Source organism: Bacillus sp. SD127 (assembly GCF_058566445.1).
The window spans coordinates 1,081,982-1,103,771 of the sequence record NZ_CP191226.1; the positions used below are offsets into that span (position 1 = coordinate 1,081,982).

General features: G+C 46.0%; 15 protein-coding genes, 21 tRNA genes, 3 rRNA genes and 2 riboswitches. Of the genes, 33 read left to right on the plus strand and 6 right to left on the minus strand.

All coding sequences use genetic code 11. The features are described 5' to 3' along the window. Positions 1–94: 94 nt before the first annotated feature. From ACQVGS_RS05515 to ACQVGS_RS05525, 3 genes are all read left to right on the plus strand, one after another. Entirely contained in the window at positions 95–1,657 is a 1,563-nt protein-coding gene (locus ACQVGS_RS05515) for an MFS transporter (protein WP_106019454.1), read from the plus strand. Between the two features lie 150 nt (positions 1,658–1,807). Next, positions 1,808–2,656, plus strand: a complete 849-nt coding sequence (locus tag ACQVGS_RS05520; RefSeq protein ID WP_106019453.1) for a glucosaminidase domain-containing protein — start codon at positions 1,808–1,810, stop codon at positions 2,654–2,656. Positions 2,657–2,763: 107 nt separating this feature from the next. Further along, a complete protein-coding gene (locus ACQVGS_RS05525; protein ID WP_024122620.1) occupies positions 2,764–3,027 on the plus strand; it encodes a YiaA/YiaB family inner membrane protein in 264 nt (87 codons plus the stop codon). Positions 3,028–3,062: 35 nt separating this feature from the next. On the opposite strand, the gene ktrB is transcribed toward ACQVGS_RS05525, so the two are convergent. From ktrB to gbsR, 4 genes are all read right to left on the minus strand, one after another. Continuing rightward, complete coding sequence (gene ktrB, locus ACQVGS_RS05530; protein WP_106019452.1) at positions 3,063–4,400, minus strand: Ktr system potassium transporter KtrB; 1,338 nt, start codon at positions 4,398–4,400, stop codon at positions 3,063–3,065. 6 nt (positions 4,401–4,406) lie between these two features. After that, the gene (ktrA, locus tag ACQVGS_RS05535; RefSeq protein WP_024122619.1) at positions 4,407–5,075 is read right to left on the minus strand and encodes a potassium uptake protein KtrA; all 669 of its coding nucleotides are present in this window, start codon (positions 5,073–5,075) and stop codon (positions 4,407–4,409) included. A gap of 71 nt (positions 5,076–5,146) precedes the next feature. Then, a riboswitch (cyclic di-AMP (ydaO/yuaA leader) is annotated at positions 5,147–5,296 on the minus strand. A 151-nt stretch (positions 5,297–5,447) separates the two neighbouring features. After that, positions 5,448–5,993: a biofilm surface layer hydrophobin BslA gene (bslA, locus tag ACQVGS_RS05540; RefSeq protein ID WP_101864219.1), complete on the minus strand. Its 546-nt coding sequence runs from the start codon at positions 5,991–5,993 to the stop codon at positions 5,448–5,450. 207 nt (positions 5,994–6,200) lie between these two features. Continuing rightward, the gene (gene gbsR / locus ACQVGS_RS05545) at positions 6,201–6,743 is read right to left on the minus strand and encodes a transcriptional regulator GbsR (protein ID WP_106019451.1); all 543 of its coding nucleotides are present in this window, start codon (positions 6,741–6,743) and stop codon (positions 6,201–6,203) included. Positions 6,744–6,943: 200 nt separating this feature from the next. Between gbsR and betB the strand changes: the two genes are divergently transcribed. From betB to ACQVGS_RS05560, 3 genes are all read left to right on the plus strand, one after another. Then, positions 6,944–8,416, plus strand: a complete 1,473-nt coding sequence (gene betB, locus ACQVGS_RS05550) for a betaine-aldehyde dehydrogenase (RefSeq protein ID WP_151174471.1) — start codon at positions 6,944–6,946, stop codon at positions 8,414–8,416. 16 nt (positions 8,417–8,432) lie between these two features. Then, positions 8,433–9,641: a choline dehydrogenase gene (gene gbsB / locus ACQVGS_RS05555; protein ID WP_024122615.1), complete on the plus strand. Its 1,209-nt coding sequence runs from the start codon at positions 8,433–8,435 to the stop codon at positions 9,639–9,641. An 89-nt stretch (positions 9,642–9,730) separates the two neighbouring features. Next, on the plus strand, positions 9,731–10,309 hold the full coding sequence (locus tag ACQVGS_RS05560) for an MOSC domain-containing protein (protein ID WP_106019450.1): 579 nt from the start codon (positions 9,731–9,733) through the stop codon (positions 10,307–10,309). 5 nt (positions 10,310–10,314) lie between these two features. Here ACQVGS_RS05560 and ACQVGS_RS05565 read toward each other — a convergent pair whose 3' ends face one another. Beyond that, positions 10,315–10,803, minus strand: a complete 489-nt coding sequence (locus tag ACQVGS_RS05565; protein ID WP_106019449.1) for a DinB family protein — start codon at positions 10,801–10,803, stop codon at positions 10,315–10,317. A 168-nt stretch (positions 10,804–10,971) separates the two neighbouring features. Between ACQVGS_RS05565 and ACQVGS_RS05570 the strand changes: the two genes are divergently transcribed. From ACQVGS_RS05570 to ACQVGS_RS05580, 3 genes are read left to right on the plus strand one after another with little or no spacing between them, the layout of a single operon-like run. Beyond that, on the plus strand, positions 10,972–11,496 hold the full coding sequence (locus tag ACQVGS_RS05570) for an NfeD family membrane protein (protein WP_106019448.1): 525 nt from the start codon (positions 10,972–10,974) through the stop codon (positions 11,494–11,496). Positions 11,497–11,514: 18 nt separating this feature from the next. Then, the gene (floT, locus tag ACQVGS_RS05575; protein ID WP_059292679.1) at positions 11,515–13,044 is read left to right on the plus strand and encodes a flotillin lipid rafts scaffold protein FloT; all 1,530 of its coding nucleotides are present in this window, start codon (positions 11,515–11,517) and stop codon (positions 13,042–13,044) included. Positions 13,045–13,070: 26 nt separating this feature from the next. Next, on the plus strand, positions 13,071–13,553 hold the full coding sequence (locus ACQVGS_RS05580; protein WP_106019447.1) for a GNAT family N-acetyltransferase: 483 nt from the start codon (positions 13,071–13,073) through the stop codon (positions 13,551–13,553). 82 nt (positions 13,554–13,635) lie between these two features. Here ACQVGS_RS05580 and thiT read toward each other — a convergent pair whose 3' ends face one another. Then, on the minus strand, positions 13,636–14,214 hold the full coding sequence (gene thiT, locus ACQVGS_RS05585) for an energy-coupled thiamine transporter ThiT (protein WP_106019446.1): 579 nt from the start codon (positions 14,212–14,214) through the stop codon (positions 13,636–13,638). A gap of 100 nt (positions 14,215–14,314) precedes the next feature. Beyond that, positions 14,315–14,416: riboswitch (TPP riboswitch) on the minus strand. Positions 14,417–14,888: 472 nt separating this feature from the next. Here thiT and ACQVGS_RS05590 point away from each other — a divergent pair. From ACQVGS_RS05590 to ACQVGS_RS05705, 24 genes are all read left to right on the plus strand, one after another. After that, a 16S ribosomal RNA gene (locus ACQVGS_RS05590) occupies positions 14,889–16,438 on the plus strand. A gap of 169 nt (positions 16,439–16,607) precedes the next feature. Further along, a 23S ribosomal RNA gene (locus ACQVGS_RS05595) occupies positions 16,608–19,535 on the plus strand. A 54-nt stretch (positions 19,536–19,589) separates the two neighbouring features. After that, positions 19,590–19,705, plus strand: a 5S ribosomal RNA gene (gene rrf / locus ACQVGS_RS05600). Together the 16S, 23S and 5S rRNA genes with 21 tRNA genes alongside form the textbook arrangement of a ribosomal RNA operon. Positions 19,706–19,727: 22 nt before the next feature. Next, a tRNA-Val gene (locus ACQVGS_RS05605) sits at positions 19,728–19,803 on the plus strand. Between the two features lie 31 nt (positions 19,804–19,834). After that, positions 19,835–19,910 (plus strand) — tRNA-Thr (locus tag ACQVGS_RS05610). 37 nt (positions 19,911–19,947) lie between these two features. Then, positions 19,948–20,023, plus strand: a tRNA-Lys gene (locus ACQVGS_RS05615). 10 nt (positions 20,024–20,033) lie between these two features. After that, a tRNA-Leu gene (locus ACQVGS_RS05620) sits at positions 20,034–20,120 on the plus strand. A 5-nt stretch (positions 20,121–20,125) separates the two neighbouring features. Continuing rightward, positions 20,126–20,200, plus strand: a tRNA-Gly gene (locus ACQVGS_RS05625). Between the two features lie 14 nt (positions 20,201–20,214). Beyond that, positions 20,215–20,300: transfer RNA gene (locus ACQVGS_RS05630), tRNA-Leu, on the plus strand. Positions 20,301–20,309: 9 nt separating this feature from the next. Further along, positions 20,310–20,386: transfer RNA gene (locus ACQVGS_RS05635), tRNA-Arg, on the plus strand. A gap of 15 nt (positions 20,387–20,401) precedes the next feature. After that, positions 20,402–20,478: transfer RNA gene (locus tag ACQVGS_RS05640), tRNA-Pro, on the plus strand. A gap of 5 nt (positions 20,479–20,483) precedes the next feature. Further along, positions 20,484–20,556, plus strand: a tRNA-Ala gene (locus ACQVGS_RS05645). A gap of 21 nt (positions 20,557–20,577) precedes the next feature. After that, positions 20,578–20,654, plus strand: a tRNA-Met gene (locus tag ACQVGS_RS05650). Positions 20,655–20,656: 2 nt separating this feature from the next. After that, a tRNA-Ile gene (locus ACQVGS_RS05655) sits at positions 20,657–20,733 on the plus strand. Between the two features lie 6 nt (positions 20,734–20,739). Next, a tRNA-Ser gene (locus ACQVGS_RS05660) sits at positions 20,740–20,832 on the plus strand. A gap of 23 nt (positions 20,833–20,855) precedes the next feature. Then, positions 20,856–20,932, plus strand: a tRNA-Met gene (locus tag ACQVGS_RS05665). Positions 20,933–20,986: 54 nt separating this feature from the next. Continuing rightward, positions 20,987–21,063 (plus strand) — tRNA-Asp (locus ACQVGS_RS05670). A 12-nt stretch (positions 21,064–21,075) separates the two neighbouring features. Then, a tRNA-Phe gene (locus ACQVGS_RS05675) sits at positions 21,076–21,151 on the plus strand. 21 nt (positions 21,152–21,172) lie between these two features. Further along, positions 21,173–21,248 (plus strand) — tRNA-His (locus ACQVGS_RS05680). Between the two features lie 7 nt (positions 21,249–21,255). Continuing rightward, positions 21,256–21,329 (plus strand) — tRNA-Gly (locus ACQVGS_RS05685). Positions 21,330–21,344: 15 nt separating this feature from the next. After that, positions 21,345–21,421: transfer RNA gene (locus ACQVGS_RS05690), tRNA-Ile, on the plus strand. 17 nt (positions 21,422–21,438) lie between these two features. Beyond that, positions 21,439–21,513 (plus strand) — tRNA-Asn (locus ACQVGS_RS05695). A gap of 3 nt (positions 21,514–21,516) precedes the next feature. Then, a tRNA-Ser gene (locus ACQVGS_RS05700) sits at positions 21,517–21,607 on the plus strand. A gap of 4 nt (positions 21,608–21,611) precedes the next feature. Continuing rightward, positions 21,612–21,683, plus strand: a tRNA-Glu gene (locus ACQVGS_RS05705). Positions 21,684–21,790: the final 107 nt, after the last annotated feature.

A 21,790-nucleotide genomic window follows, 5' to 3' on the forward strand; every position in this document is an offset into this window, starting at 1 on the left:
GAATGAAAGCTAATGGCATACAAAATCTATTAGCTTCTTTTGTTTTCAAAAAATGATGTGTTTCGTATGTATTCATATAGGAAGGAATGACAACATGAAGACAAAACACTATTGGGTGATTTCTTTGCTCGCTGTTTTAGCGGTCGGGCCGGGATTGATGTCTAACACGGCATTGTCGTCAGTTCAAGGCCTTGTTCAGAAGACGGTTGGAACAAGTGACTTCACATCAGTAAATCCAATATTGATCGGCAATATGGCCTTCGCTTTATTAGTTCCGGCAGGACCGCTGCTAAGGAAAAAATTCGGTGCCCGTCCGATCTATCTGGCTTCATTACCCGTTTTTATACTTGGCTCACTGCTCTTCGCATTTTCAAGCGATATTGCCTGGATGGCGGCAGGACGCTTTTTACAGGGAGCGGCTACAGGTGTTATGCTGATGATTATGATTCCGATGCTAGTCCTGTCATTTCCGATTGACCGGCGGAATTACGCACTACTGGTGCTTATCGGCGGGTTCTATGGCTCTGTTATTATCGGTTCGATTTTAGGAACGATCGCGTTGAGCTACGGCCACTGGAGATGGCTGTTTTTTACCTTTGGCACATTGTCTTTGCTCGGCGTCGCAGTGAGTTATTTCTTTCTCTATGATGAGCACCATGGGGGATCAGAAAAGGAACAGTCATCACTCGACAGAGCAGGGATCATTTTATCTGTATGCGTGGCCGCAGCCTCAGCGTTTACATTCATTTTTCTGCAAAAATGGGGCTTTTCATCAGGTTATGTACGGGCTGGTTTTGGGGTTGCTTTATGTTTGCTCCTCATTCTGTTATTTGTAGAATATAAGGTGAAAAACCCTTTCATCTCTATTAAACAGATGCTGCTGCCTAAACCTGTGCTCGGTTTATTTATCATAGCGGCAGGAACGATTACGGTAGCTGTCAGTCTGGCAGCTTTTCAAGGCTTGCTTCGTCAAATGTATGATATATCCCGAGATCATCTCATTCTTTTAAACATGACTCTATTGATTGGAGTGGCCATCGCAGCTATTGCGAGTGCTCTGTTATATGATAAAGTCGGACCAGGGATGCTGGGGATTATAGGTTCTCTCATTCTCGTTTTTGTGAATTTTCAATGGCTTCATATGCAGTATCAATCGTCTCTCTATGTGTTTGCGGCGCTGTTCATCATGCTGGCAGCAGGAACCGGCCTGACGGTCGCAGCAGGACTAATGGGAGCCGCTATGGGCGGCCCGCTTCCTGATCTGGTCAAAAGAATGACAGCTGTTCAGTTTTTAAGATTGTTTGTCTATATGGGTGTGCCTATCCTGATCGGCTATTTCACGAAAAAGGATGCTGCCAGACAAAACGGATCGATGCAGGATTCTATGATGACTGCCTATCATGATCTTTTTTTGATTTCTTTTATCCTGAGCGTGCTGCTCGTTTGTTTATCGTTTTGTATGAACGCCACCGGAATGGGGCACAAACTGGCTCATAAGCCTCATGATAAAGGAAAATCCGCTTCGGAAAAACCGGCTGTTTCTGCACATGGACTGACAAAGGCTGCCGTAAAATCTCATAAAGTCATACATGATCAAGAATATCGTGATGCGCTCAGACATTTTAAACAGCACAGTCTTACAAAAATAGATACATGATCACTGCCTTTCCCTTGATGGGAAAGGCTTTTTGTGTGTTCTCTCTCAAACTTTATCCCTAAAGAATTGAAAAATATTAGAAGTACAAGTAAAATTCTTAAAGGTAGATTCTTTTACACTCGTAATCTTTTAAATCGAAGGAAGGTTTTCATGGCCCGTAAAAAACTGAAAAAACGTAGACTCTTCATTTCTCTATTTTTCGTTGTATCGATTCCGCTAGCCTTGTTTGTTTTAGCGACAACTCTTTCAAAGCCAATTGAAACATCCAAAGAACCTGAAGAAATTGATGAACAGCAAGTATTTATTGACAGCCTTTCCGGACATGCTCAAATTTTATATGAAAAATATCATGTCCTTCCCAGCATAACGATAGCTCAGGCCATACTCGAATCTGACTGGGGAAACAGCGAGCTTGCCTCTAAAGCCAACAACCTGTTTGGCGTAAAAGGAAATTATAAAGGACATCACGTTACCATGGATACAGATGAATTTGAAAAAGGGGAAAGAAAAACGATTCGCGCGAAATTCCGCAAATACAGCACGTTTTTTGAATCAATGGATGATCACGCCAAATTATTTGTCCAAGGCACATCGTGGAATAAAAAGAAGTATAAGCCGGTGCTTGAAGCTGAGGATTATAAAGAAGCAGCAGGCGCTCTTCAAACATCAGGCTATGCCACAGATCCGGAATATGCTGACAAAATCAGCGCCATTGTGGAAAAGTACGATTTAGATGAATACGATGAGGTGAATCCATCTCTGAAATCTGTGGATTTAAAAGGCTCCATCAAAGACAGCGCCGTTCAAGATGTATGGTCTAAGCCTTCTACTGATGATCAATCCATTAAGCTGACCTCTGCGCAATCTTACGTTGGCAAGGATATAAAGGTTGTATCTAAAAAACAGAAAGGCCAGTCCACATGGTACCAATTCCAAGTCAATAATAAACTGGTCGGCTGGATTGATGACTCAGCTGTTGAAATAAAGGAAGCAACCTGAGCCGTTTTTCCTGGTATTTTTATTTTTTTGTTCCATTCAGGGGAATTTGAGGTATAATATTCCACGGAAGTTATCACTTAATAACTATGCTTCAGGAGGGAACAAAGGTGCAGAAATATAGACGGAGAAACACGGTTGCCTTTACTGTATTAGCTTATTTCACTTTTTTTGCGGGAGTATTTTTGTTTTGTATCGGACTCTATAACGCTGATAATCTCGAACTCAATGAAAAAGGCTACTACATTGCAGTGATGATCCTTGTAGCGGTCGGCGCGATCCTTACACAAAAAGTGACGCGTGATAACGCAGAAGATAATGATATCATCGCGGAGCAGGAAAAAAGACAAAGTCAATCTCATATTGAATCATAAAAAATCCGGCATGTAATATGCCGGATTTTTTTACATTACCCAGTAAACACCTCACCGTCAGGGTAACGAATATTTGATTTTTCTGTTTTAGCAAATGAAAAAACAAACGTCAACGGACCGATTCTTCCGATGAACATAATCGCAATAATGATACATTTCCCCGCTGTTGTCAGTTCGGGTGTCAGCCCCATTGTCAGTCCGACCGTTCCGAAAGCTGAAAAAGTTTCAAAAACAACCTGTATAAACGGCGCTTGTTCTGTAATGGTCAAGGCGAAAATCCCTATAAAGACGATGAACAAACTGATAACACTGACTGCTAAGGCCTTAATAATGATCGGATATTTTATGGTCCGGCGGAAAATAACAGTTTCTTTATGCCCTCTTAAATAAGTGATGACAGACATCAAAATCACAAGAAAAGTAGTCAGCTTAATACCGCTCGCCGTTGAAGCGCTGCCCGCTCCGATAAACATCAACAGCAGGACAAATACAATGGTGCCTTCTCTCATGCTGCCAAAATCCACAGAGTTAAAGCCCGCGGTTCTCGGCGTCACTGCCTGAAAATACGAAGCCCACAGTTTATCTGGCAAATGCAAGGAACCAAGCGTGCCGGGGTTGCTGTACTCTAAAATAAAGATAATCAGTGTGGCAGCAATATTCAAAACGAACGTTCCCGCTAGCATCAGTTTTGTATGTAATGAAAAGGCTTTGAAACGCCGATTTTTCAGGATGTCAAATAGCACCGTAAACCCGATGCCCCCTGTGATAAATAAGATAGTAATGACAAGATTGACTGCAGGATCACCAACGTAGCTCATTAAATTATCCGGCCATAAAGAAAAACCGGCATTGTTAAAAGCCGATATTGCATGAAACACGCTGGCAAACAATCCGGATGCCCAGCCATACTGGGGCACAAGCCGGATGGATAAGATCAGGGCGGCGATCAATTCGATACTGATTGAAAATAGAAACAGGACTTTGACAAGGCCTATCACGCCGCCGATTGTCGGCTGGTTTAAGGCTTCCCGGACCAGCATTCGTTCTTTCAATCCGATTTTTTTTCCTAAAATCATGACGATCAGAACAGCAAATGTCATAAAGCCAAGCCCGCCGACTTGAATCAGACCCATGATGACAGTTTGCCCGAACACCGTAAATTCTGTCCCAGTGTCAACAACTGCAAGCCCGGTAACAGTTGTAGCAGAAGCCGCTGTAAAAAGGGCATCTATCCATGACAACGGCTTCGCAGTAGAAATCGGGAGCTTTAACAAAAGAGAGCCAATAATAATAGTAAGAAAAAAACCAATCGCAAGCACTTGCGGGGGAGAAAAACGAACCCACTTGATTACAGTTTCCTTATGAAGTCCCACCTTTGTCTACATCCCTTCGTTTTCGAAGCGTTTAATATCCTTTTTGTGACCCATCATCACCAGGCAGTCTTGTTCGTAAATCACCTCTTCCGGTGCAGGAGAAAGGCGAACATCTCCATTATGTTTAATTGCCAGGATGGTACATCCGTACTTCGCTCTAACATTCAGATCATGAATGGATTTGGAATTCAGCTTTCGTGTTGCCAGCAGCTCAACAATACTGTAATCATCAGATAAGTCGATATAATTCAAGACATTTTCATCAGAGAGACTTTGTGCGATTTTGACGCCCATATCCTTTTCCGGATGAATAATGCGGTCGGCGCCGATTTTTTCCAGCACCTTATGGTGATAATAATTTTGAGCTTTCACCCAAATATTTGGAATGTGAAGCTCTTTTAATAGCAAAGTGGTCAGTGTGCTGGCTTGAATATTAGCCCCTATAGCCACGACCACATATTCAAAATTACGAATTCCCAGTGAAAGCAATTCGTTTTCTTCAGTGGCATTGGCAATGACCGCATGGGTTGCGTAGGAAGCGAAGGCATTGACCTTTTCTTCGTTAATATCAATAGCAAGGACCTCATGGCCCATTCTGTGCAGCTCTTTGCAAATGCTTCCGCCGAACCGTCCAAGCCCGATTACTGCAAATTGCTTGTTTTTTATTCTTCCCAATGTTCAAGACTCCCTTAATAAAATTAGCGTTTTGAAGTAAAAAAGACCATTACAAAGAATGGTCAAAATAGACCTCCTCTCTGTATACGCCTACGAGGTTAGCTGTCGGATTAGGGATTCAGAGTACCCCTTCTTACTAAGTAAGATTCACCCCAAGGCCGTTTTGTGAAACAGCCAATCATTGGTTTCCCCGTTCGTGTTTGATTAAGCGGTAAAAGAGACTTTATGAAATTGAACACTCAAGAATTTACTCCTGTTTCTAGTGTTTGTCAATTTAAATTTAATACAAGTGAAAAGGTAACTGGAAATAGAGGGAAAAGGGAGAGGAAAAGGAGTCAAAAAAAAGACCGGCGTTAAGCCGGCCCTCTGTGATTATTTACAGCCGCATGGCTGAGTCGGAGGTGTGCTGCGCTTAGCCACTTCGATGCTGGCTTCCGCGTAAAATTTATTTCCGATGCTCAGTGATTTGTTCTCTGCACGGAAAGTATATGTACCAGCGGCAGGAAGCGTTTTGTTATTCAGTTTTAACTTGAATTCACCAGCGCCTAATAAATCAAGAGCCAGAGGTACCCTTACTGTTTTACCGTTATTGAGGATCTGTGTTTCGCGCAATGCATTTCCGTTCATCGTATCTTTTGTATTTGCTGTAAATCCGCTTGGCAATGTAAATTCCATCACGCCAAGGCTGAGAAGCGTGTTTGGACGGTATGTCAATTCGATATCAGAGAAAGACCATTCTGTTTTGCTCGCTCCTTTAATTGTTGCAAACAATGAAGCTGTTGATTGGGCTCTCATCGTAGACTCAGTATGAGCAGAAGATGACTTAGATTCAGCTGCAAAAGAAGCTGAAGGTGCAGAAACGAGTAAACCGAGACTTAATACACTGATGGCCAAAGAAGATAATAACTTGCGTTTCATAACAAAAATTCCCCCTAATAAGTGATAAAGATTAAAGGCCTGCCTCTGCTTTCCACCTCCTCTTAAAGGCCAAATACAAATTTTACCTACATAAAATTACCATCAAATAAAATGGAAGTAAATGGGGTGTTTTTCCCGTATTTTTCAAATTTGTAGTAAATATAGCGGAAAAACAAAAAAACGTCCGGTTTTCCAGACGTTTTTCGATTATTTTGTTTCAATTGGTATAAATTTAAAGATCTCTCCGCTCTGCACCGATTCAGCGAGACGTTTCAGCCAATCGTAGTAGGCTTTAGAACTTTCCAGCTGCTCGTATAAACGCTGCGCTTCATTCTTCGTTTCCTCATTGAGTTCTTCCTTATGCAATATCTCTTGTAAATCAGCCTGAGCCTCCTCAATTGCTGATACATTCACCTGAACTTCCCGTTCCCATTTTGGCGGAAAGAAATTTGTGAAAAATTTAAAGAAATCTTTTTCGGCTACAAATGTGTGCTTGCGGATGCCACGGTGAAATGTCTTTTTCACGACATTTAAATCCTGAAGCTTTTTGACACCTGTGCTCATGCTGGGCTTGCTCATTTGCAGCTCCTCCCGCATTTCGTCAAGCGTCATTTCGTCCCGCATGTACATCGTTCCATATAATATCCCGACACTTCGGGTAATTCCGTAAAGATCCATTGTTTCAGCAATGGAGTCAATAACAAGATCCCGTGCCTGTTCTATAGCTGCAAATTCTGGATTTTCATCCATACTGACCCTCTTTTCCTTTAGAAAATTAAATTTGTTAAGTCATTTCTTTATGTTCTTTATCTTAACGAAACCTAGAGAAAAGTCAAAACGAAAAATCATAATTAGGGCTTTGACAGTTTAAAAACCTTATGTTAGATTAAGGTTGTTAAAAACATTAAATTTTTATTTAACAAACTTTATTTTCGTCAAGGAGGGCTTATATGAGTCAAACATTATACATTGACGGTGAATGGATCAGTGCCGAAAAAGGGCAGGTCCGCAGTATTATTAATCCATTTAATCAAGAAGAAATCGCAACAGTTAGCGAGGGCGGGCGTGAGGATGCCGTTAAAGCAATCGCTGCTGCACGAAGAGCTTTTGACGCAGGAGAGTGGCCTTCTCTTTCAGGGCTTGAACGCGGAAAAACAGTTCTGAAAATTGCGGAATTAATCAGACGCGATCTAGACGAGCTGGCTGAGCTCGAATCCCTTGATACAGGAAAAACGCTTGAGGAAAGCAAAGCCGATATGGACGATATCGCCAATGTTTTTCAGTATTATGCTGGTCTGGCAGATAAAGATGGAGGAGAGATCATCTCATCTCCAATTCCTGATTCGGAAAGTAAAATCATCAGGGAGCCAATTGGCGTATGCGGACAAATCACGCCGTGGAATTATCCGCTTCTGCAAGCAAGCTGGAAAATCGCCCCGGCTTTAGCGGCAGGCAATACAATTGTCATGAAGCCGAGTGAGATCACACCGCTGACGACAATCAAAGTCTTTAAGCTGATGGAGGAAGCCGGAGTTCCAAAAGGTGTCGCAAACCTTGTGTTGGGACCGGGCGCCACAGTGGGTGACGAGCTTGCTGTAAACAAAGATGTTGACTTAATTTCGTTTACAGGCGGAATTGAAACAGGCAAAAAAATCATGCGGGCGGCAAGCGGCAACGTTAAAAAAATTGCGCTTGAGCTTGGAGGGAAAAATCCAAATATCGTCTTTAAAGATGCAGACCTGGAAGTCGCGGTTGATCAGGCGCTAAACGCCGTATTTTTCCACGCCGGCCAAGTATGCTCCGCCGGGTCCCGATTGCTTGTAGAAGAAGATATTCATGATCGATTTTTAGCAGAGCTTGTCAAGCGGGCGAAACGCATTAAACTCGGAAACGGTTTTCACGAAGAGACAGAAAGCGGTCCGCTTATCTCCGCGGAGCATAGAGAAAAGGTTGAAAAATATGTAGAGATCGGACTGGAAGAAGGGGCAAAACTGGAGACTGGCGGCAAACGTCCGGAAGATCCAGCACTTCAAAACGGTTTTTTCTATGAACCTACCATTTTTTCAAACTGTAAATCTGACATGAGAATTGTTCAGGAAGAAGTATTTGGGCCAGTATTAACTGTCGAAACATTCAGTTCTGAAGAAGAAGTAATTTCACTGGCGAATGATACGATTTACGGATTGGCCGGAGCTGTATGGTCGAAAGATATTGAAAAGTGTGAACGTGTAGCAGCCCATTTGAGAATGGGAACAGTTTGGATTAACGATTTCCATCCGTACTTTGCGCAGGCGCCATGGGGCGGCTATAAGCAATCCGGATTCGGACGGGAACTTGGAAAAATAGGGCTTGAAGAGTACACAGAAGTCAAACATGTCTATCGCAACACAAAACCGGCAGCGGTTAATTGGTTCAATTCATAAGAGGGGGAGATTGATGATGACATTAAATATGAAAGTAGAAAGCATGCATAAATTTCACACATTTGAAATTCCGACTGTGATTAAGCACGGAATTGGCGCCATCAACCACGTAGGAAAAGAAGTAGCTGGACTGGGTGTTTCAAAAGCATTGCTTGTTACAGACCCTGGAATTTATAAAGCCGGCGTCGCAGATCCTGTCATCGAGTCATTAAAAGGGGCAGGCATTGAAGTGGTGCTCTTTAATAAAGTTGAGCCAAACCCTCCTGTACGGCTTGTAAATGAAGGTTCTGAGCTTTACAAAAAAGAGAACTGCAACGGCTTGGTGGCAGTCGGAGGCGGAAGCTCCATGGATACAGCGAAGGCCATCGGGGTAGAAGCGACTCACGAGGGAAGCGTACTTGATTATGAAGCAGCCGAAGGAAAGAAACCGCTGGAGAACCGCATTCCTCCGCTTACGACAATTCCGACAACGGCTGGAACAGGCTCAGAGGTGACGCAATGGGCGGTTATTACAGATGAAGAAAGAGAATTCAAATTTAACACAGGCGGTCCGCTGATTGCTGCGCATTTGACTGTGATTGACCCAGAGCTTCACGTCTCAATGCCGCCGCACGTAACAGCAATGACGGGGATTGATGCTCTTGCTCACGCCATTGAGTGCTACACAATGAAATTTGCGCAGCCGATTACAGACGCAGTGGCGTTGATGGCGATTGAATATGCCGCTCACTACATTAAGAGAGCATTTGCTGACGGAGAAGATCTCGAAGCCAGATACGGAATGGCGCAAGCTGCTATGCTTGCCGGTCTTTCTTACGGCAGTGAATCAGCGGGTGCTGCTCACGCCATGAGCCAAACACTCGGCGGTATCATCCCTGTCGCTCACGGCCAATGTGTAGCGGCAATGATGGGCCCTGTTATGGAATACAACTGGAAGGGCTATCCGGAGAAATTTGCCCGTATCGCAAAAGCGTTCGGCATTGATACAAGCAATATGACAACAGAAGAAGCTGCAAAAGCATCTGTCAACTGGATGTACGATCTTGTGAAAGAGTTAGAAGTACCGACTTTAGAAGAACAAGGGGTATCGCCGGACATGATCGAGCGCTTGTCAAAAGAAGCAATGAAAGATCCGCAAACCTTCGGAAATCCTAGAGATTTAAATGAGAAAGCATATAACTGGATCTACAAGCGCTGCTTTAATCTTACGCCAAAAACTGTATAATGCGATGATCCCGCTCCTTTACAGAGCGGGATTTTTTTGGATAATTGAACATAAGTGACAATCCTAGAGATGAAGGACGGTGCAAGCTTATGTGGAAACGCATGACCGCAAAAACGGAAGGCTTATATGTTGCAGATACAGAAAGCTTTGTAACAAAACAAATGGACAAGCTCGATTTTGATTATGGCGGCATTCCCGGCGACTTACATTTCGGCCTGACAAAAAAAGCTGGGGCCCGAGAGCCAATGTTTTCAAGAGGAACAGAAATTTTTAACCGCAGACAAATTTCAATTGTTTCAACAGAAGAATGTGACGAAATTGCTTTGAAAATGGGAGTCCCGCGTATTTTTCCCGAATGGCTCGGTGCAAATGTTGCAATTAGCGGTATACCTGATTTCACAACATTAAAAGAAGGAAGCCGGCTTATATTTCCGAGCGGCGCCGCTTTACTGTGTGAGGGAGAAAATGATCCATGTATCCAGCCGGGTGAAGTCATCCAGTCTTATTATCCGGACAAGCCAAAGCTTGCACCGGCTTTTGTCCGCCATGCGTTGGGGATAAGGGGCATTGTATGTATTGTCGAGAGACCCGGTGCCGTGTATGCGGGTGACGAAATAATCGTTCATTCATACCAGCGGAACATCAAACAAAAAGCAGAAAGAGTCTGAATAAATCAGACTCTTTCTATTTTCTCTTTAATTTCTTTGATCTGGCTGAGGTGGCGTTTTTCGTGATGGCCGATAAATTCGATCCATTGTCTGACGGTCAGCTCTTGAAACAAGGGATGCGGCAATACTCTCTCAAAATCTTCTTCTTTAAGAGAGGCAATAACAGCTGTCAGCTGCTCCCTTACAACATCAAGCTCCCGTTTCATTTGGCTGCCTGAAATAAAATCATGATCCGGTTCAAGATGGGCCGGCGCTTTCCGTTTATTGCTTCTATCCTGTGCGGCCGTAAGCGGTTTTTCCTCAATCTCCTTAACAGGCGCTTCCTTTACTCGTTCTTTCAGCATGTTTTGGGCGGTCATATCAATTTTCTTCAAATGATCAAGAACTTCCCGTATACTCCATTCATCAGAAGAAGGCTTCTGATTCAGCCTTTCATCGGAAAGTCCTTTTACTTCATTCCATGTTTCTAATCTGGCTTCATTAAAGATACTCATCATATCTCCTCCTGAAAAAACATTACCATATATAAGAGCATTTATCATTTATAAAGTGCTTCGCGGGGAAGCATTTATCGAAAAATTTTGAAACCTTTTCCTCTGTATCTCGTATAAAAGGTAACGACGGCCGTCGGTTAAAGTAGCAGCTTAGAAAGGATGAGAAAATTGGAGTTATACGGTATTCCTGTCCAAACGATTTACCTTTACACCCTTATCATAGCCGGAAGCCTCACGCTGCTATTTTTATTTTTCGGAGATGTGTTTGAAGGGCTGTCCGAAGCTATTCCGTTATTACACCCGACATTGGTGCTCTCATTTTTCACATTTTTCTCCGCATCTGGATATATAGGCGAAACAGTTTTCCCCCTCTCCAGCCTGATTATTGCTCTAATATCCTGTCTTCTTTCGGTGCTGCTGGTGATATTGCTCCATTTATTTGTGCTTGTCCCTTTATCATCGGCAGAAGAATCATTGACTTATCGGGAAGAGGATCTTAGAGGCAGACTCGGAAAAGTCATAACCGCTGTTCCGGTTGATGGATTTGGAGAAGTACTGATTGAAGGGATAGGCGGTACGATTTCAAAATCAGCGATCAGCTTTGAAAATGAACAGATCAGTTACGGAACAGTCGTCTTAGTTGTGGATGTCAAAAAAGGAGTTCTTTCAGTTACTCCGCATGAACCTTTATAAAATAAGGAGGAATGTCATATGACAATGCCGATTATCATCGTCATCGCAGTTGTATTCTTTTTACTCATCGCACTTATAGCGGTATTTATTACAAAATATCGTACGGCAGGGCCTGATGAAGCGTTAATTGTTACAGGAAGTTATCTTGGAAATAAAAATGTTCACGTTGATGAGGGAGGCAACCGCCTGAAGATTGTTCGCGGAGGAGGAACCTTTGTTCTTCCGGTTTTTCAGCAGGCTGAGCCGCTAAGTCTGTTATCAAGCAAACTCGATGTATCGACACCTGAAGTGTATACCGAGCAAGGTGTGCCTGTAATGGCAGACGGAACTGCAATTATTAAAATCGGCGGCTCTATTGGAGAAATCGCCACAGCAGCCGAACAATTTTTAGGAAAGTCAAAAGAAGACCGTGAGCAGGAGGCCCGTGAGGTACTGGAAGGCCACCTCCGTTCCATTCTCGGGTCTATGACAGTAGAAGAAATTTATAAAAACCGCGAAAAATTCTCTCAAGAAGTGCAGCGTGTCGCTTCACAGGATCTTGCGAAGATGGGTCTTGTGATTGTCTCCTTTACCATTAAAGATGTCCGTGATAAAAACGGCTATCTTGAATCACTAGGTAAACCGAGAATTGCGCAGGTAAAACGTGATGCTGACATTGCAACCGCAGAGGCCGATAAAGAAACAAGAATTAAGAGGGCGGAAGCCGATAAAGAAGCCAAAAAATCAGAGCTTGAACGAGCGACGGAAATTGCTGAAGCTGAAAAAATCAATCAGCTTAAAATGGCTGAATACCGGCGAGATCAAGATACAGCAAAAGCCAACGCTGACCAGGCATACGATTTGGAAACAGCCAAAGCACGCCAGCAGGTGACTGAGCAGGAAATGCAGGTCAAGATTATAGAACGCCAAAAACAAATTGAATTAGAAGAAAAAGAAATTCTCCGCCGTGAACGCCAGTATGATTCTGAAGTGAAGAAAAAAGCCGATGCAGACCGCTATTCAGTTGAGCAATCTGCCGCTGCTGAAAAAGCCAAACAGCTAGCCCAAGCCGATGCCAAGAAATACAGCATAGAAGCGATGGCGAAGGCTGAAGCTGAAAGGGTCAGAATTGACGGCCTTGCAAAAGCAGAAGCTGAAAAAGCAAAAGGTGAGACAGAGGCTGAGGTTATTCGCTTAAAAGGTCTTGCGGAAGCGGAAGCGAAAGAAAAAATTGCCGCTGCCTTTGAGCAGTACGGTCAGGCTGCGATTTTCGATATGATTGTCAAAATGCTTCCGGAATACGCGAAACAGGTATCAGCACCGCTTTCAAATATTGATAAGATCACCGTTGTTGATACAGGAGGAAACGGTGATTCAAGCGGCGCCAACAAAGTCACAAGCTATGCGACAAATTTAATGTCCAGTCTGCAAGAAAGCTTAAAAGCGTCTTCGGGAATCGACGTAAAAGAAATGATTGAGAACTTTTCAGGAAAAGGCAACATCAAACAGAGCATCAACGAACTGACAAATGAATTAAAAGAAACAAAACCTGTTCAAAAATCTGAATAACCATTGCGGAAAGGATTAGAGAATGAATGGTGACTATAAGAGAAGCACGACTAGATGATATAAAGGCAATCGCAAAAGTGCATGTTGACAGCTGGGTGACAACATACAGCGGCATTGTCTCCGCTGAATACTTAAATGGTTTGAACTACAAGGATTTTGAAGCCAAATGGAAAAGCCGTTCATTAAAGGGGGTTTTTGTGGCAGAAGATGAAAAAGGCTCGGTATTCGGCTTTGCATCTTTTGGTTCAATTCGTTCAGAGCAGAAAGGCTATGACGGAGAGTTGTATGCCATTTACCTTTTAAAAGAAAAACAGCGGCAAGGTGCAGGCAGAGCGCTTTTGACAAAGGATACAGATTTTTTGCTTGATCAGGGCTTTACGAGCATGTTTGTTTGGGTCGTAGAAGAGAATCCTTCGATTAATTTTTATCAGTCGATTTCACCTGAAAGAGCAGCCGAGGATAGTTTTGAAATCGCAGGAGAAAGCATGAAAGAAATAGGATTCGGCTGACCGGATCTTGCTTCATTAAAAAATCTGCTTAACGGAAGATAAAAAACAACCCCCAGCGGAACGGCCGCTGGGGGTTGTTAGATTAAGCCTTTTCGGTTTTCAGCAAGCGCGGAGCTGTCATGAACAATAAACAAAGGGCAATCGCACAGATGATGAATGACGGAATCATATAAGTAGCATTATAAGTTAATGAGTAGAGCCATACCGGCGTTCCTTTTGGTGCAAAGCTGCCGAAAAATACAGCCCCTGAAATCACGTGTGCAGCATAACGCAGAAAACTGCCGATAAAAACTGCGCAAATAATTGATACGATCAATTTCCCTTTTGCTTTTGATAAGGCGGATTTGCGGACAGCGGAAGCGAAAAAGCCGCTTATGCCGACAGCGGCGAACGCTGCCATGTAATCAAGCAACAGCTGAACAGGGTGCTGAAGAAATAGATTTCCGATCGCAATTTGAACGAGACCTGTCAATAGACCGGTTGTAAGCCCCGCTTTAACTCCCCAGCGAAAAGAAATCAAAAAAATCGGAATCATCATGATGGATACCGACCCTCCTTGAGGCATACGGAGGAACATTCCGGAAACGATGTCTAAAATGACAGCAGCAGCAGTCATGATTGCAATTTCAATAAGACGTACCAGTTGTCTTGATTGAGCCATAAAAATCCCCTTCCATCGATAGACAATCCAAAAGGACAACAAAAAAGCAGCACGCGGAAGGATGAGGAAAGTTCCACGCACTGCTTTACAATCTGCAATTCATTTGACTTTGCCACATCCCTACGCCAGCGTTAACTAACAGGTTCAAAGGGTCAGAACGAAACCGCTCACTCTCAGCTTTTATGCTCCCCTTGTGGTCATCGGATATTTAGTTCGTTTCTACTATACAAGAAAAAGGTTAAAACAACAAGATGACATTGCCTGTAGTAAATGTTCTTTAATAGATAAATGTTTTATAAAGCATTACAAGTTAGATAGAATAAAGAAAGATTACAGTTTTATTGTTTTATAGATTTTTTTAAAAAACTATTGCAATAAATAATTATAGGTGTTATATTATTAAACGTCGCTGATGAACAGCAGACAAAACAAGAAGCTTTAAACAACTTTTAAAAAAGTTGTTGACAATTAAGAAGCTGAGTGTTATATTGGTAAAGTTGCTTCATTGAGAGCGGTGATGATCTTTGAAAACTAAACAAGACAAAACGTACCTGTTAATTCAAGTTTTATTATAAATCGCACAGCAATGTGCGTAGTCAGTCAAACTGAGGTCTGCACGATGCAGATCACGCAGATGTTGCCACAGGATGTGGTGAACTTAATCTGCGATCCATTTATCGGAGAGTTTGATCCTGGCTCAGGACGAACGCTGGCGGCGTGCCTAATACATGCAAGTCGAGCGGACAGATGGGAGCTTGCTCCCTGATGTTAGCGGCGGACGGGTGAGTAACACGTGGGTAACCTGCCTGTAAGACTGGGATAACTCCGGGAAACCGGGGCTAATACCGGATGCTTGTTTGAACCGCATGGTTCAAACATAAAAGGTGGCTTCGGCTACCACTTACAGATGGACCCGCGGCGCATTAGCTAGTTGGTGAGGTAATGGCTCACCAAGGCAACGATGCGTAGCCGACCTGAGAGGGTGATCGGCCACACTGGGACTGAGACACGGCCCAGACTCCTACGGGAGGCAGCAGTAGGGAATCTTCCGCAATGGACGAAAGTCTGACGGAGCAACGCCGCGTGAGTGATGAAGGTTTTCGGATCGTAAAGCTCTGTTGTTAGGGAAGAACAAGTACCGTTCGAATAGGGCGGTACCTTGACGGTACCTAACCAGAAAGCCACGGCTAACTACGTGCCAGCAGCCGCGGTAATACGTAGGTGGCAAGCGTTGTCCGGAATTATTGGGCGTAAAGGGCTCGCAGGCGGTTCCTTAAGTCTGATGTGAAAGCCCCCGGCTCAACCGGGGAGGGTCATTGGAAACTGGGGAACTTGAGTGCAGAAGAGGAGAGTGGAATTCCACGTGTAGCGGTGAAATGCGTAGAGATGTGGAGGAACACCAGTGGCGAAGGCGACTTTCTGGTCTGTAACTGACGCTGAGGAGCGAAAGCGTGGGGAGCGAACAGGATTAGATACCCTGGTAGTCCACGCCGTAAACGATGAGTGCTAAGTGTTAGGGGGTTTCCGCCCCTTAGTGCTGCAGCTAACGCATTAAGCACTCCGCCTGGGGAGTACGGTCGCAAGACTGAAACTCAAAGGAATTGACGGGGGCCCGCACAAGCGGTGGAGCATGTGGTTTAATTCGAAGCAACGCGAAGAACCTTACCAGGTCTTGACATCCTCTGACAATCCTAGAGATAGGACGTCCCCTTCGGGGGCAGAGTGACAGGTGGTGCATGGTTGTCGTCAGCTCGTGTCGTGAGATGTTGGGTTAAGTCCCGCAACGAGCGCAACCCTTGATCTTAGTTGCCAGCATTCAGTTGGGCACTCTAAGGTGACTGCCGGTGACAAACCGGAGGAAGGTGGGGATGACGTCAAATCATCATGCCCCTTATGACCTGGGCTACACACGTGCTACAATGGACAGAACAAAGGGCAGCGAAACCGCGAGGTTAAGCCAATCCCACAAATCTGTTCTCAGTTCGGATCGCAGTCTGCAACTCGACTGCGTGAAGCTGGAATCGCTAGTAATCGCGGATCAGCATGCCGCGGTGAATACGTTCCCGGGCCTTGTACACACCGCCCGTCACACCACGAGAGTTTGTAACACCCGAAGTCGGTGAGGTAACCTTTATGGAGCCAGCCGCCGAAGGTGGGACAGATGATTGGGGTGAAGTCGTAACAAGGTAGCCGTATCGGAAGGTGCGGCTGGATCACCTCCTTTCTAAGGATATTTACGGAATATAAGACCTTGGGTCTTATAAACAGAACGTTCCCTGTCTTGTTTAGTTTTGAAGGATCATTCCTTCGAAACGTGTTCTTTGAAAACTAGATAACAGTAGACATCACATTCAATTAGTAACACAAGATATCACATAGTGATTCTTTTTAACGGTTAAGTTAGAAAGGGCGCACGGTGGATGCCTTGGCACTAGGAGCCGATGAAGGACGGGACGAACACCGATATGCTTCGGGGAGCTGTAAGCAAGCTTTGATCCGGAGATTTCCGAATGGGGAAACCCACCACTCGTAATGGAGTGGTATCCATATCTGAATCCATAGGATATGAGAAGGCAGACCCGGGGAACTGAAACATCTAAGTACCCGGAGGAAGAGAAAGCAAATGCGATTCCCTGAGTAGCGGCGAGCGAAACGGGATTAGCCCAAACCAAGAGGCTTGCCTCTTGGGGTTGTAGGACACTCTATACGGAGTTACAAAGGAACGAGGTAGATGAAGAGGTCTGGAAAGGCCCGCCATAGGAGGTAACAGCCCTGTAGTCAAAACTTCGTTCTCTCCAGAGTGGATCCTGAGTACGGCGGAACACGTGAAATTCCGTCGGAATCCGGGAGGACCATCTCCCAAGGCTAAATACTCCCTAGTGACCGATAGTGAACCAGTACCGTGAGGGAAAGGTGAAAAGCACCCCGGAAGGGGAGTGAAAGAGATCCTGAAACCGTGTGCCTACAAGTAGTCAGAGCCCGTTAATGGGTGATGGCGTGCCTTTTGTAGAATGAACCGGCGAGTTACGATCCCGTGCAAGGTTAAGCAGAAGATGCGGAGCCGCAGCGAAAGCGAGTCTGAATAGGGCGCATGAGTACGTGGTCGTAGACCCGAAACCAGGTGATCTACCCATGTCCAGGGTGAAGTTCAGGTAACACTGAATGGAGGCCCGAACCCACGCACGTTGAAAAGTGCGGGGATGAGGTGTGGGTAGGGGTGAAATGCCAATCGAACCTGGAGATAGCTGGTTCTCTCCGAAATAGCTTTAGGGCTAGCCTCAAGGTAAGAGTCTTGGAGGTAGAGCACTGATTGGACTAGGGGCCCCTACCGGGTTACCGAATTCAGTCAAACTCCGAATGCCAATGACTTATCCTTGGGAGTCAGACTGCGAGTGATAAGATCCGTAGTCGAAAGGGAAACAGCCCAGACCGCCAGCTAAGGTCCCAAAGTATACGTTAAGTGGAAAAGGATGTGGAGTTGCTTAGACAACCAGGATGTTGGCTTAGAAGCAGCCACCATTTAAAGAGTGCGTAATAGCTCACTGGTCGAGTGACTCTGCGCCGAAAATGTACCGGGGCTAAACGTATCACCGAAGCTGCGGACTGTTCTTCGAACAGTGGTAGGAGAGCGTTCTAAGGGCTGTGAAGCCAGACCGGAAGGACTGGTGGAGCGCTTAGAAGTGAGAATGCCGGTATGAGTAGCGAAAGAGGGGTGAGAATCCCCTCCACCGAATGCCTAAGGTTTCCTGAGGAAGGCTCGTCCGCTCAGGGTTAGTCGGGACCTAAGCCGAGGCCGAAAGGCGTAGGCGATGGACAACAGGTTGATATTCCTGTACCACCTCCTCACCATTTGAGCAATGGGGGGACGCAGGAGGATAGGGTAAGCGCGGTATTGGATATCCGCGTCCAAGCAGTTAGGCTGGGAAATAGGCAAATCCGTTTCCCATAAGGCTGAGCTGTGATGGCGAGCGAAATATAGTAGCGAAGTTCCTGATTCCACACTGCCAAGAAAAGCCTCTAGCGAGGTGAGAGGTGCCCGTACCGCAAACCGACACAGGTAGGCGAGGAGAGAATCCTAAGGTGATCGAGAGAACTCTCGTTAAGGAACTCGGCAAAATGACCCCGTAACTTCGGGAGAAGGGGTGCTCTGTTAGGGTGCAAGCCCGAGAGAGCCGCAGTGAATAGGCCCAGGCGACTGTTTAGCAAAAACACAGGTCTCTGCGAAGCCGTAAGGCGAAGTATAGGGGCTGACGCCTGCCCGGTGCTGGAAGGTTAAGAGGAGCGCTTAGCGTAAGCGAAGGTGCGAATTGAAGCCCCAGTAAACGGCGGCCGTAACTATAACGGTCCTAAGGTAGCGAAATTCCTTGTCGGGTAAGTTCCGACCCGCACGAAAGGCGCAACGATCTGGGCACTGTCTCAACGAGAGACTCGGTGAAATTATAGTACCTGTGAAGATGCAGGTTACCCGTGACAGGACGGAAAGACCCCGTGGAGCTTTACTGCAGCCTGATATTGAATGTTGGTACAGCTTGTACAGGATAGGTAGGAGCCTTGGAAACCGGAGCGCCAGCTTCGGTGGAGGCATCGGTGGGATACTACCCTGGCTGTATTGACCTTCTAACCCGCCGCCCTTATCGGGCGGGGAGACAGTGTCAGGTGGGCAGTTTGACTGGGGCGGTCGCCTCCTAAAAGGTAACGGAGGCGCCCAAAGGTTCCCTCAGAATGGTTGGAAATCATTCGCAGAGTGTAAAGGCACAAGGGAGCTTGACTGCGAGACCTACAAGTCGAGCAGGGACGAAAGTCGGGCTTAGTGATCCGGTGGTTCCGCATGGAAGGGCCATCGCTCAACGGATAAAAGCTACCCCGGGGATAACAGGCTTATCTCCCCCAAGAGTCCACATCGACGGGGAGGTTTGGCACCTCGATGTCGGCTCATCGCATCCTGGGGCTGTAGTCGGTCCCAAGGGTTGGGCTGTTCGCCCATTAAAGCGGTACGCGAGCTGGGTTCAGAACGTCGTGAGACAGTTCGGTCCCTATCCGTCGCGGGCGCAGGAAATTTGAGAGGAGCTGTCCTTAGTACGAGAGGACCGGGATGGACGCACCGCTGGTGTACCAGTTGTTCTGCCAAGGGCATCGCTGGGTAGCTATGTGCGGACGGGATAAGTGCTGAAAGCATCTAAGCATGAAGCCCCCCTCAAGATGAGATTTCCCATTCCGCAAGGAAGTAAGATCCCTGAAAGATGATCAGGTTGATAGGTCTGAGGTGGAAGTGTGGCGACACATGGAGCTGACAGATACTAATCGATCGAGGACTTAACCTAATTTCTAATGATGTTACACCTGTTATCTAGTTTTGAGAGAACACTCTCAAATTGTTTGGTGGCGATAGCGAAGAGGTCACACCCGTTCCCATGCCGAACACGGAAGTTAAGCTCTTCAGCGCCGATGGTAGTCGGGGGTTTCCCCCTGTGAGAGTAGGACGCCGCCAAGCAATTGCACGTTAGTGCAATTATGGAGGATTAGCTCAGCTGGGAGAGCATCTGCCTTACAAGCAGAGGGTCGGCGGTTCGAGCCCGTCATCCTCCACCATTCTTACTATACATAATATGTTTACATATGAGCCGGTGTAGCTCAATTGGTAGAGCAACTGACTTGTAATCAGTAGGTTGGGGGTTCAAGTCCTCTTGCCGGCACCACTTTTATATGATATAATATTCAAGTCTCTTGTAAGAAGAGCCATTAGCTCAGTTGGTAGAGCATCTGACTTTTAATCAGAGGGTCGAAGGTTCGAGTCCTTCATGGCTCACCATTTATATGTTGCGGATGTGGCGGAATTGGCAGACGCGCTAGAATCAGGCTCTAGTGTCTTTACAGACGTGGGGGTTCAAGTCCCTTCATCCGCACCATTTCTGCGGAAGTAGTTCAGTGGTAGAACACCACCTTGCCAAGGTGGGGGTCGCGGGTTCGAATCCCGTCTTCCGCTCCAACTATACCATCCACGCCGGGGTGGTGGAATTGGCAGACACACAGGACTTAAAATCCTGCGGTAGGTGACTACCGTGCCGGTTCAAGTCCGGCCCTCGGCATTATAATTTGCGCCCGTAGCTCAATTGGATAGAGCGTTTGACTACGGATCAAAAGGTTAGGGGTTCGACTCCTCTCGGGCGCGCCATGATCTACATGAAATCGGGAAGTAGCTCAGCTTGGTAGAGCACATGGTTTGGGACCATGGGGTCGCAGGTTCGAATCCTGTCTTCCCGACCATTCTTGGGGCCTTAGCTCAGCTGGGAGAGCGCCTGCTTTGCACGCAGGAGGTCAGCGGTTCGATCCCGCTAGGCTCCACTTGATTTCAATATATGATTTGGCGGTGTAGCTCAGCTGGCTAGAGCGTACGGTTCATACCCGTGAGGTCGGGGGTTCGATCCCCTCCGCCGCTACCAAAGGACCTTTAGCTCAGTTGGTTAGAGCAGACGGCTCATAACCGTCCGGTCGTAGGTTCGAGTCCTACAAGGTCCACCACAATACGGAGGAATACCCAAGTCTGGCTGAAGGGATCGGTCTTGAAAACCGACAGGGGTGTCAAAGCCCGCGGGGGTTCGAATCCCTCTTCCTCCGCCATATATATTCTTGCATTTTATCATCGCGGGGTGGAGCAGTTCGGTAGCTCGTCGGGCTCATAACCCGAAGGTCGCAGGTTCAAATCCTGCCCCCGCAACCAAACAAATATATCCTTTTAAATAAGGAGCGCCCGATGGGTGCAACTAATTAAAATGGTCCGGTAGTTCAGTTGGTTAGAATGCCTGCCTGTCACGCAGGAGGTCGCGGGTTCGAGTCCCGTCCGGACCGCCATTTAAATAATAAGGCTCGGTAGCTCAGTTGGTAGAGCAACGGACTGAAAATCCGTGTGTCGGCGGTTCGATTCCGTCCCGAGCCACCATTTACAAATATATATATTTTGGCGGTTGTGGCGAAGTGGTTAACGCACCAGATTGTGGCTCTGGCATTCGTGGGTTCGATTCCCATCAATCGCCCCAAAAAATTGCGGGTGTAGTTTAGTGGTAAAACCTCAGCCTTCCAAGCTGATGTCGTGGGTTCGATTCCCATCACCCGCTCCATTTCTATATCGTCATGGGCCTGTAGCTCAGCTGGTTAGAGCGCACGCCTGATAAGCGTGAGGTCGATGGTTCGAGTCCATTCAGGCCCACCATACCATGACTTTTACGTTCCACAGTAGCTCAGTGGTAGAGCTATCGGCTGTTAACCGATCGGTCGCAGGTTCGAATCCTGCCTGTGGAGCCATATGGAGAAGTACTCAAGTGGCTGAAGAGGCGCCCCTGCTAAGGGTGTAGGTCGTGTAAGCGGCGCGAGGGTTCAAATCCCTCCTTCTCCGCCATGACGGCCCGTTGGTCAAGCGGTTAAGACACCGCCCTTTCACGGCGGTAACACGGGTTCGAATCCCGTACGGGTCATCCTGAAACCTTGCATATCCTGCAAGGTTTTTTTGTTTTCTAAAACTATATGATATGCGTCTGATTTTGTTTTTTATTCTATATCAAATTTACAACAAAAAACTCCA

Excerpts from the sequence above, each read along its gene's own strand:
- ACQVGS_RS05515 (WP_106019454.1), top strand. The coding sequence starts at position 95 with ATGAAGACAAAACACTATTGGGTGATTTCTTTGCTCGCTGTTTTAGCG.
- ACQVGS_RS05520 (WP_106019453.1), top strand. The coding sequence starts at position 1,808 with ATGGCCCGTAAAAAACTGAAAAAACGTAGACTCTTCATTTCTCTATTT.
- bslA (WP_101864219.1), bottom strand. The coding sequence starts at position 5,993 with ATGAAACGCAAGTTATTATCTTCTTTGGCCATCAGTGTATTAAGTCTC.
- gbsR (WP_106019451.1), bottom strand. The coding sequence starts at position 6,743 with ATGGATGAAAATCCAGAATTTGCAGCTATAGAACAGGCACGGGATCTT.
- betB (WP_151174471.1), top strand. The coding sequence starts at position 6,944 with ATGAGTCAAACATTATACATTGACGGTGAATGGATCAGTGCCGAAAAA.
- gbsB (WP_024122615.1), top strand. The coding sequence starts at position 8,433 with ATGACATTAAATATGAAAGTAGAAAGCATGCATAAATTTCACACATTT.
- ACQVGS_RS05560 (WP_106019450.1), top strand. The coding sequence starts at position 9,731 with ATGTGGAAACGCATGACCGCAAAAACGGAAGGCTTATATGTTGCAGAT.
- ACQVGS_RS05565 (WP_106019449.1), bottom strand. The coding sequence starts at position 10,803 with ATGAGTATCTTTAATGAAGCCAGATTAGAAACATGGAATGAAGTAAAA.
- floT (WP_059292679.1), top strand. The coding sequence starts at position 11,515 with ATGACAATGCCGATTATCATCGTCATCGCAGTTGTATTCTTTTTACTC.
- ACQVGS_RS05580 (WP_106019447.1), top strand. The coding sequence starts at position 13,071 with ATGGTGACTATAAGAGAAGCACGACTAGATGATATAAAGGCAATCGCA.
- thiT (WP_106019446.1), bottom strand. The coding sequence starts at position 14,214 with ATGGCTCAATCAAGACAACTGGTACGTCTTATTGAAATTGCAATCATG.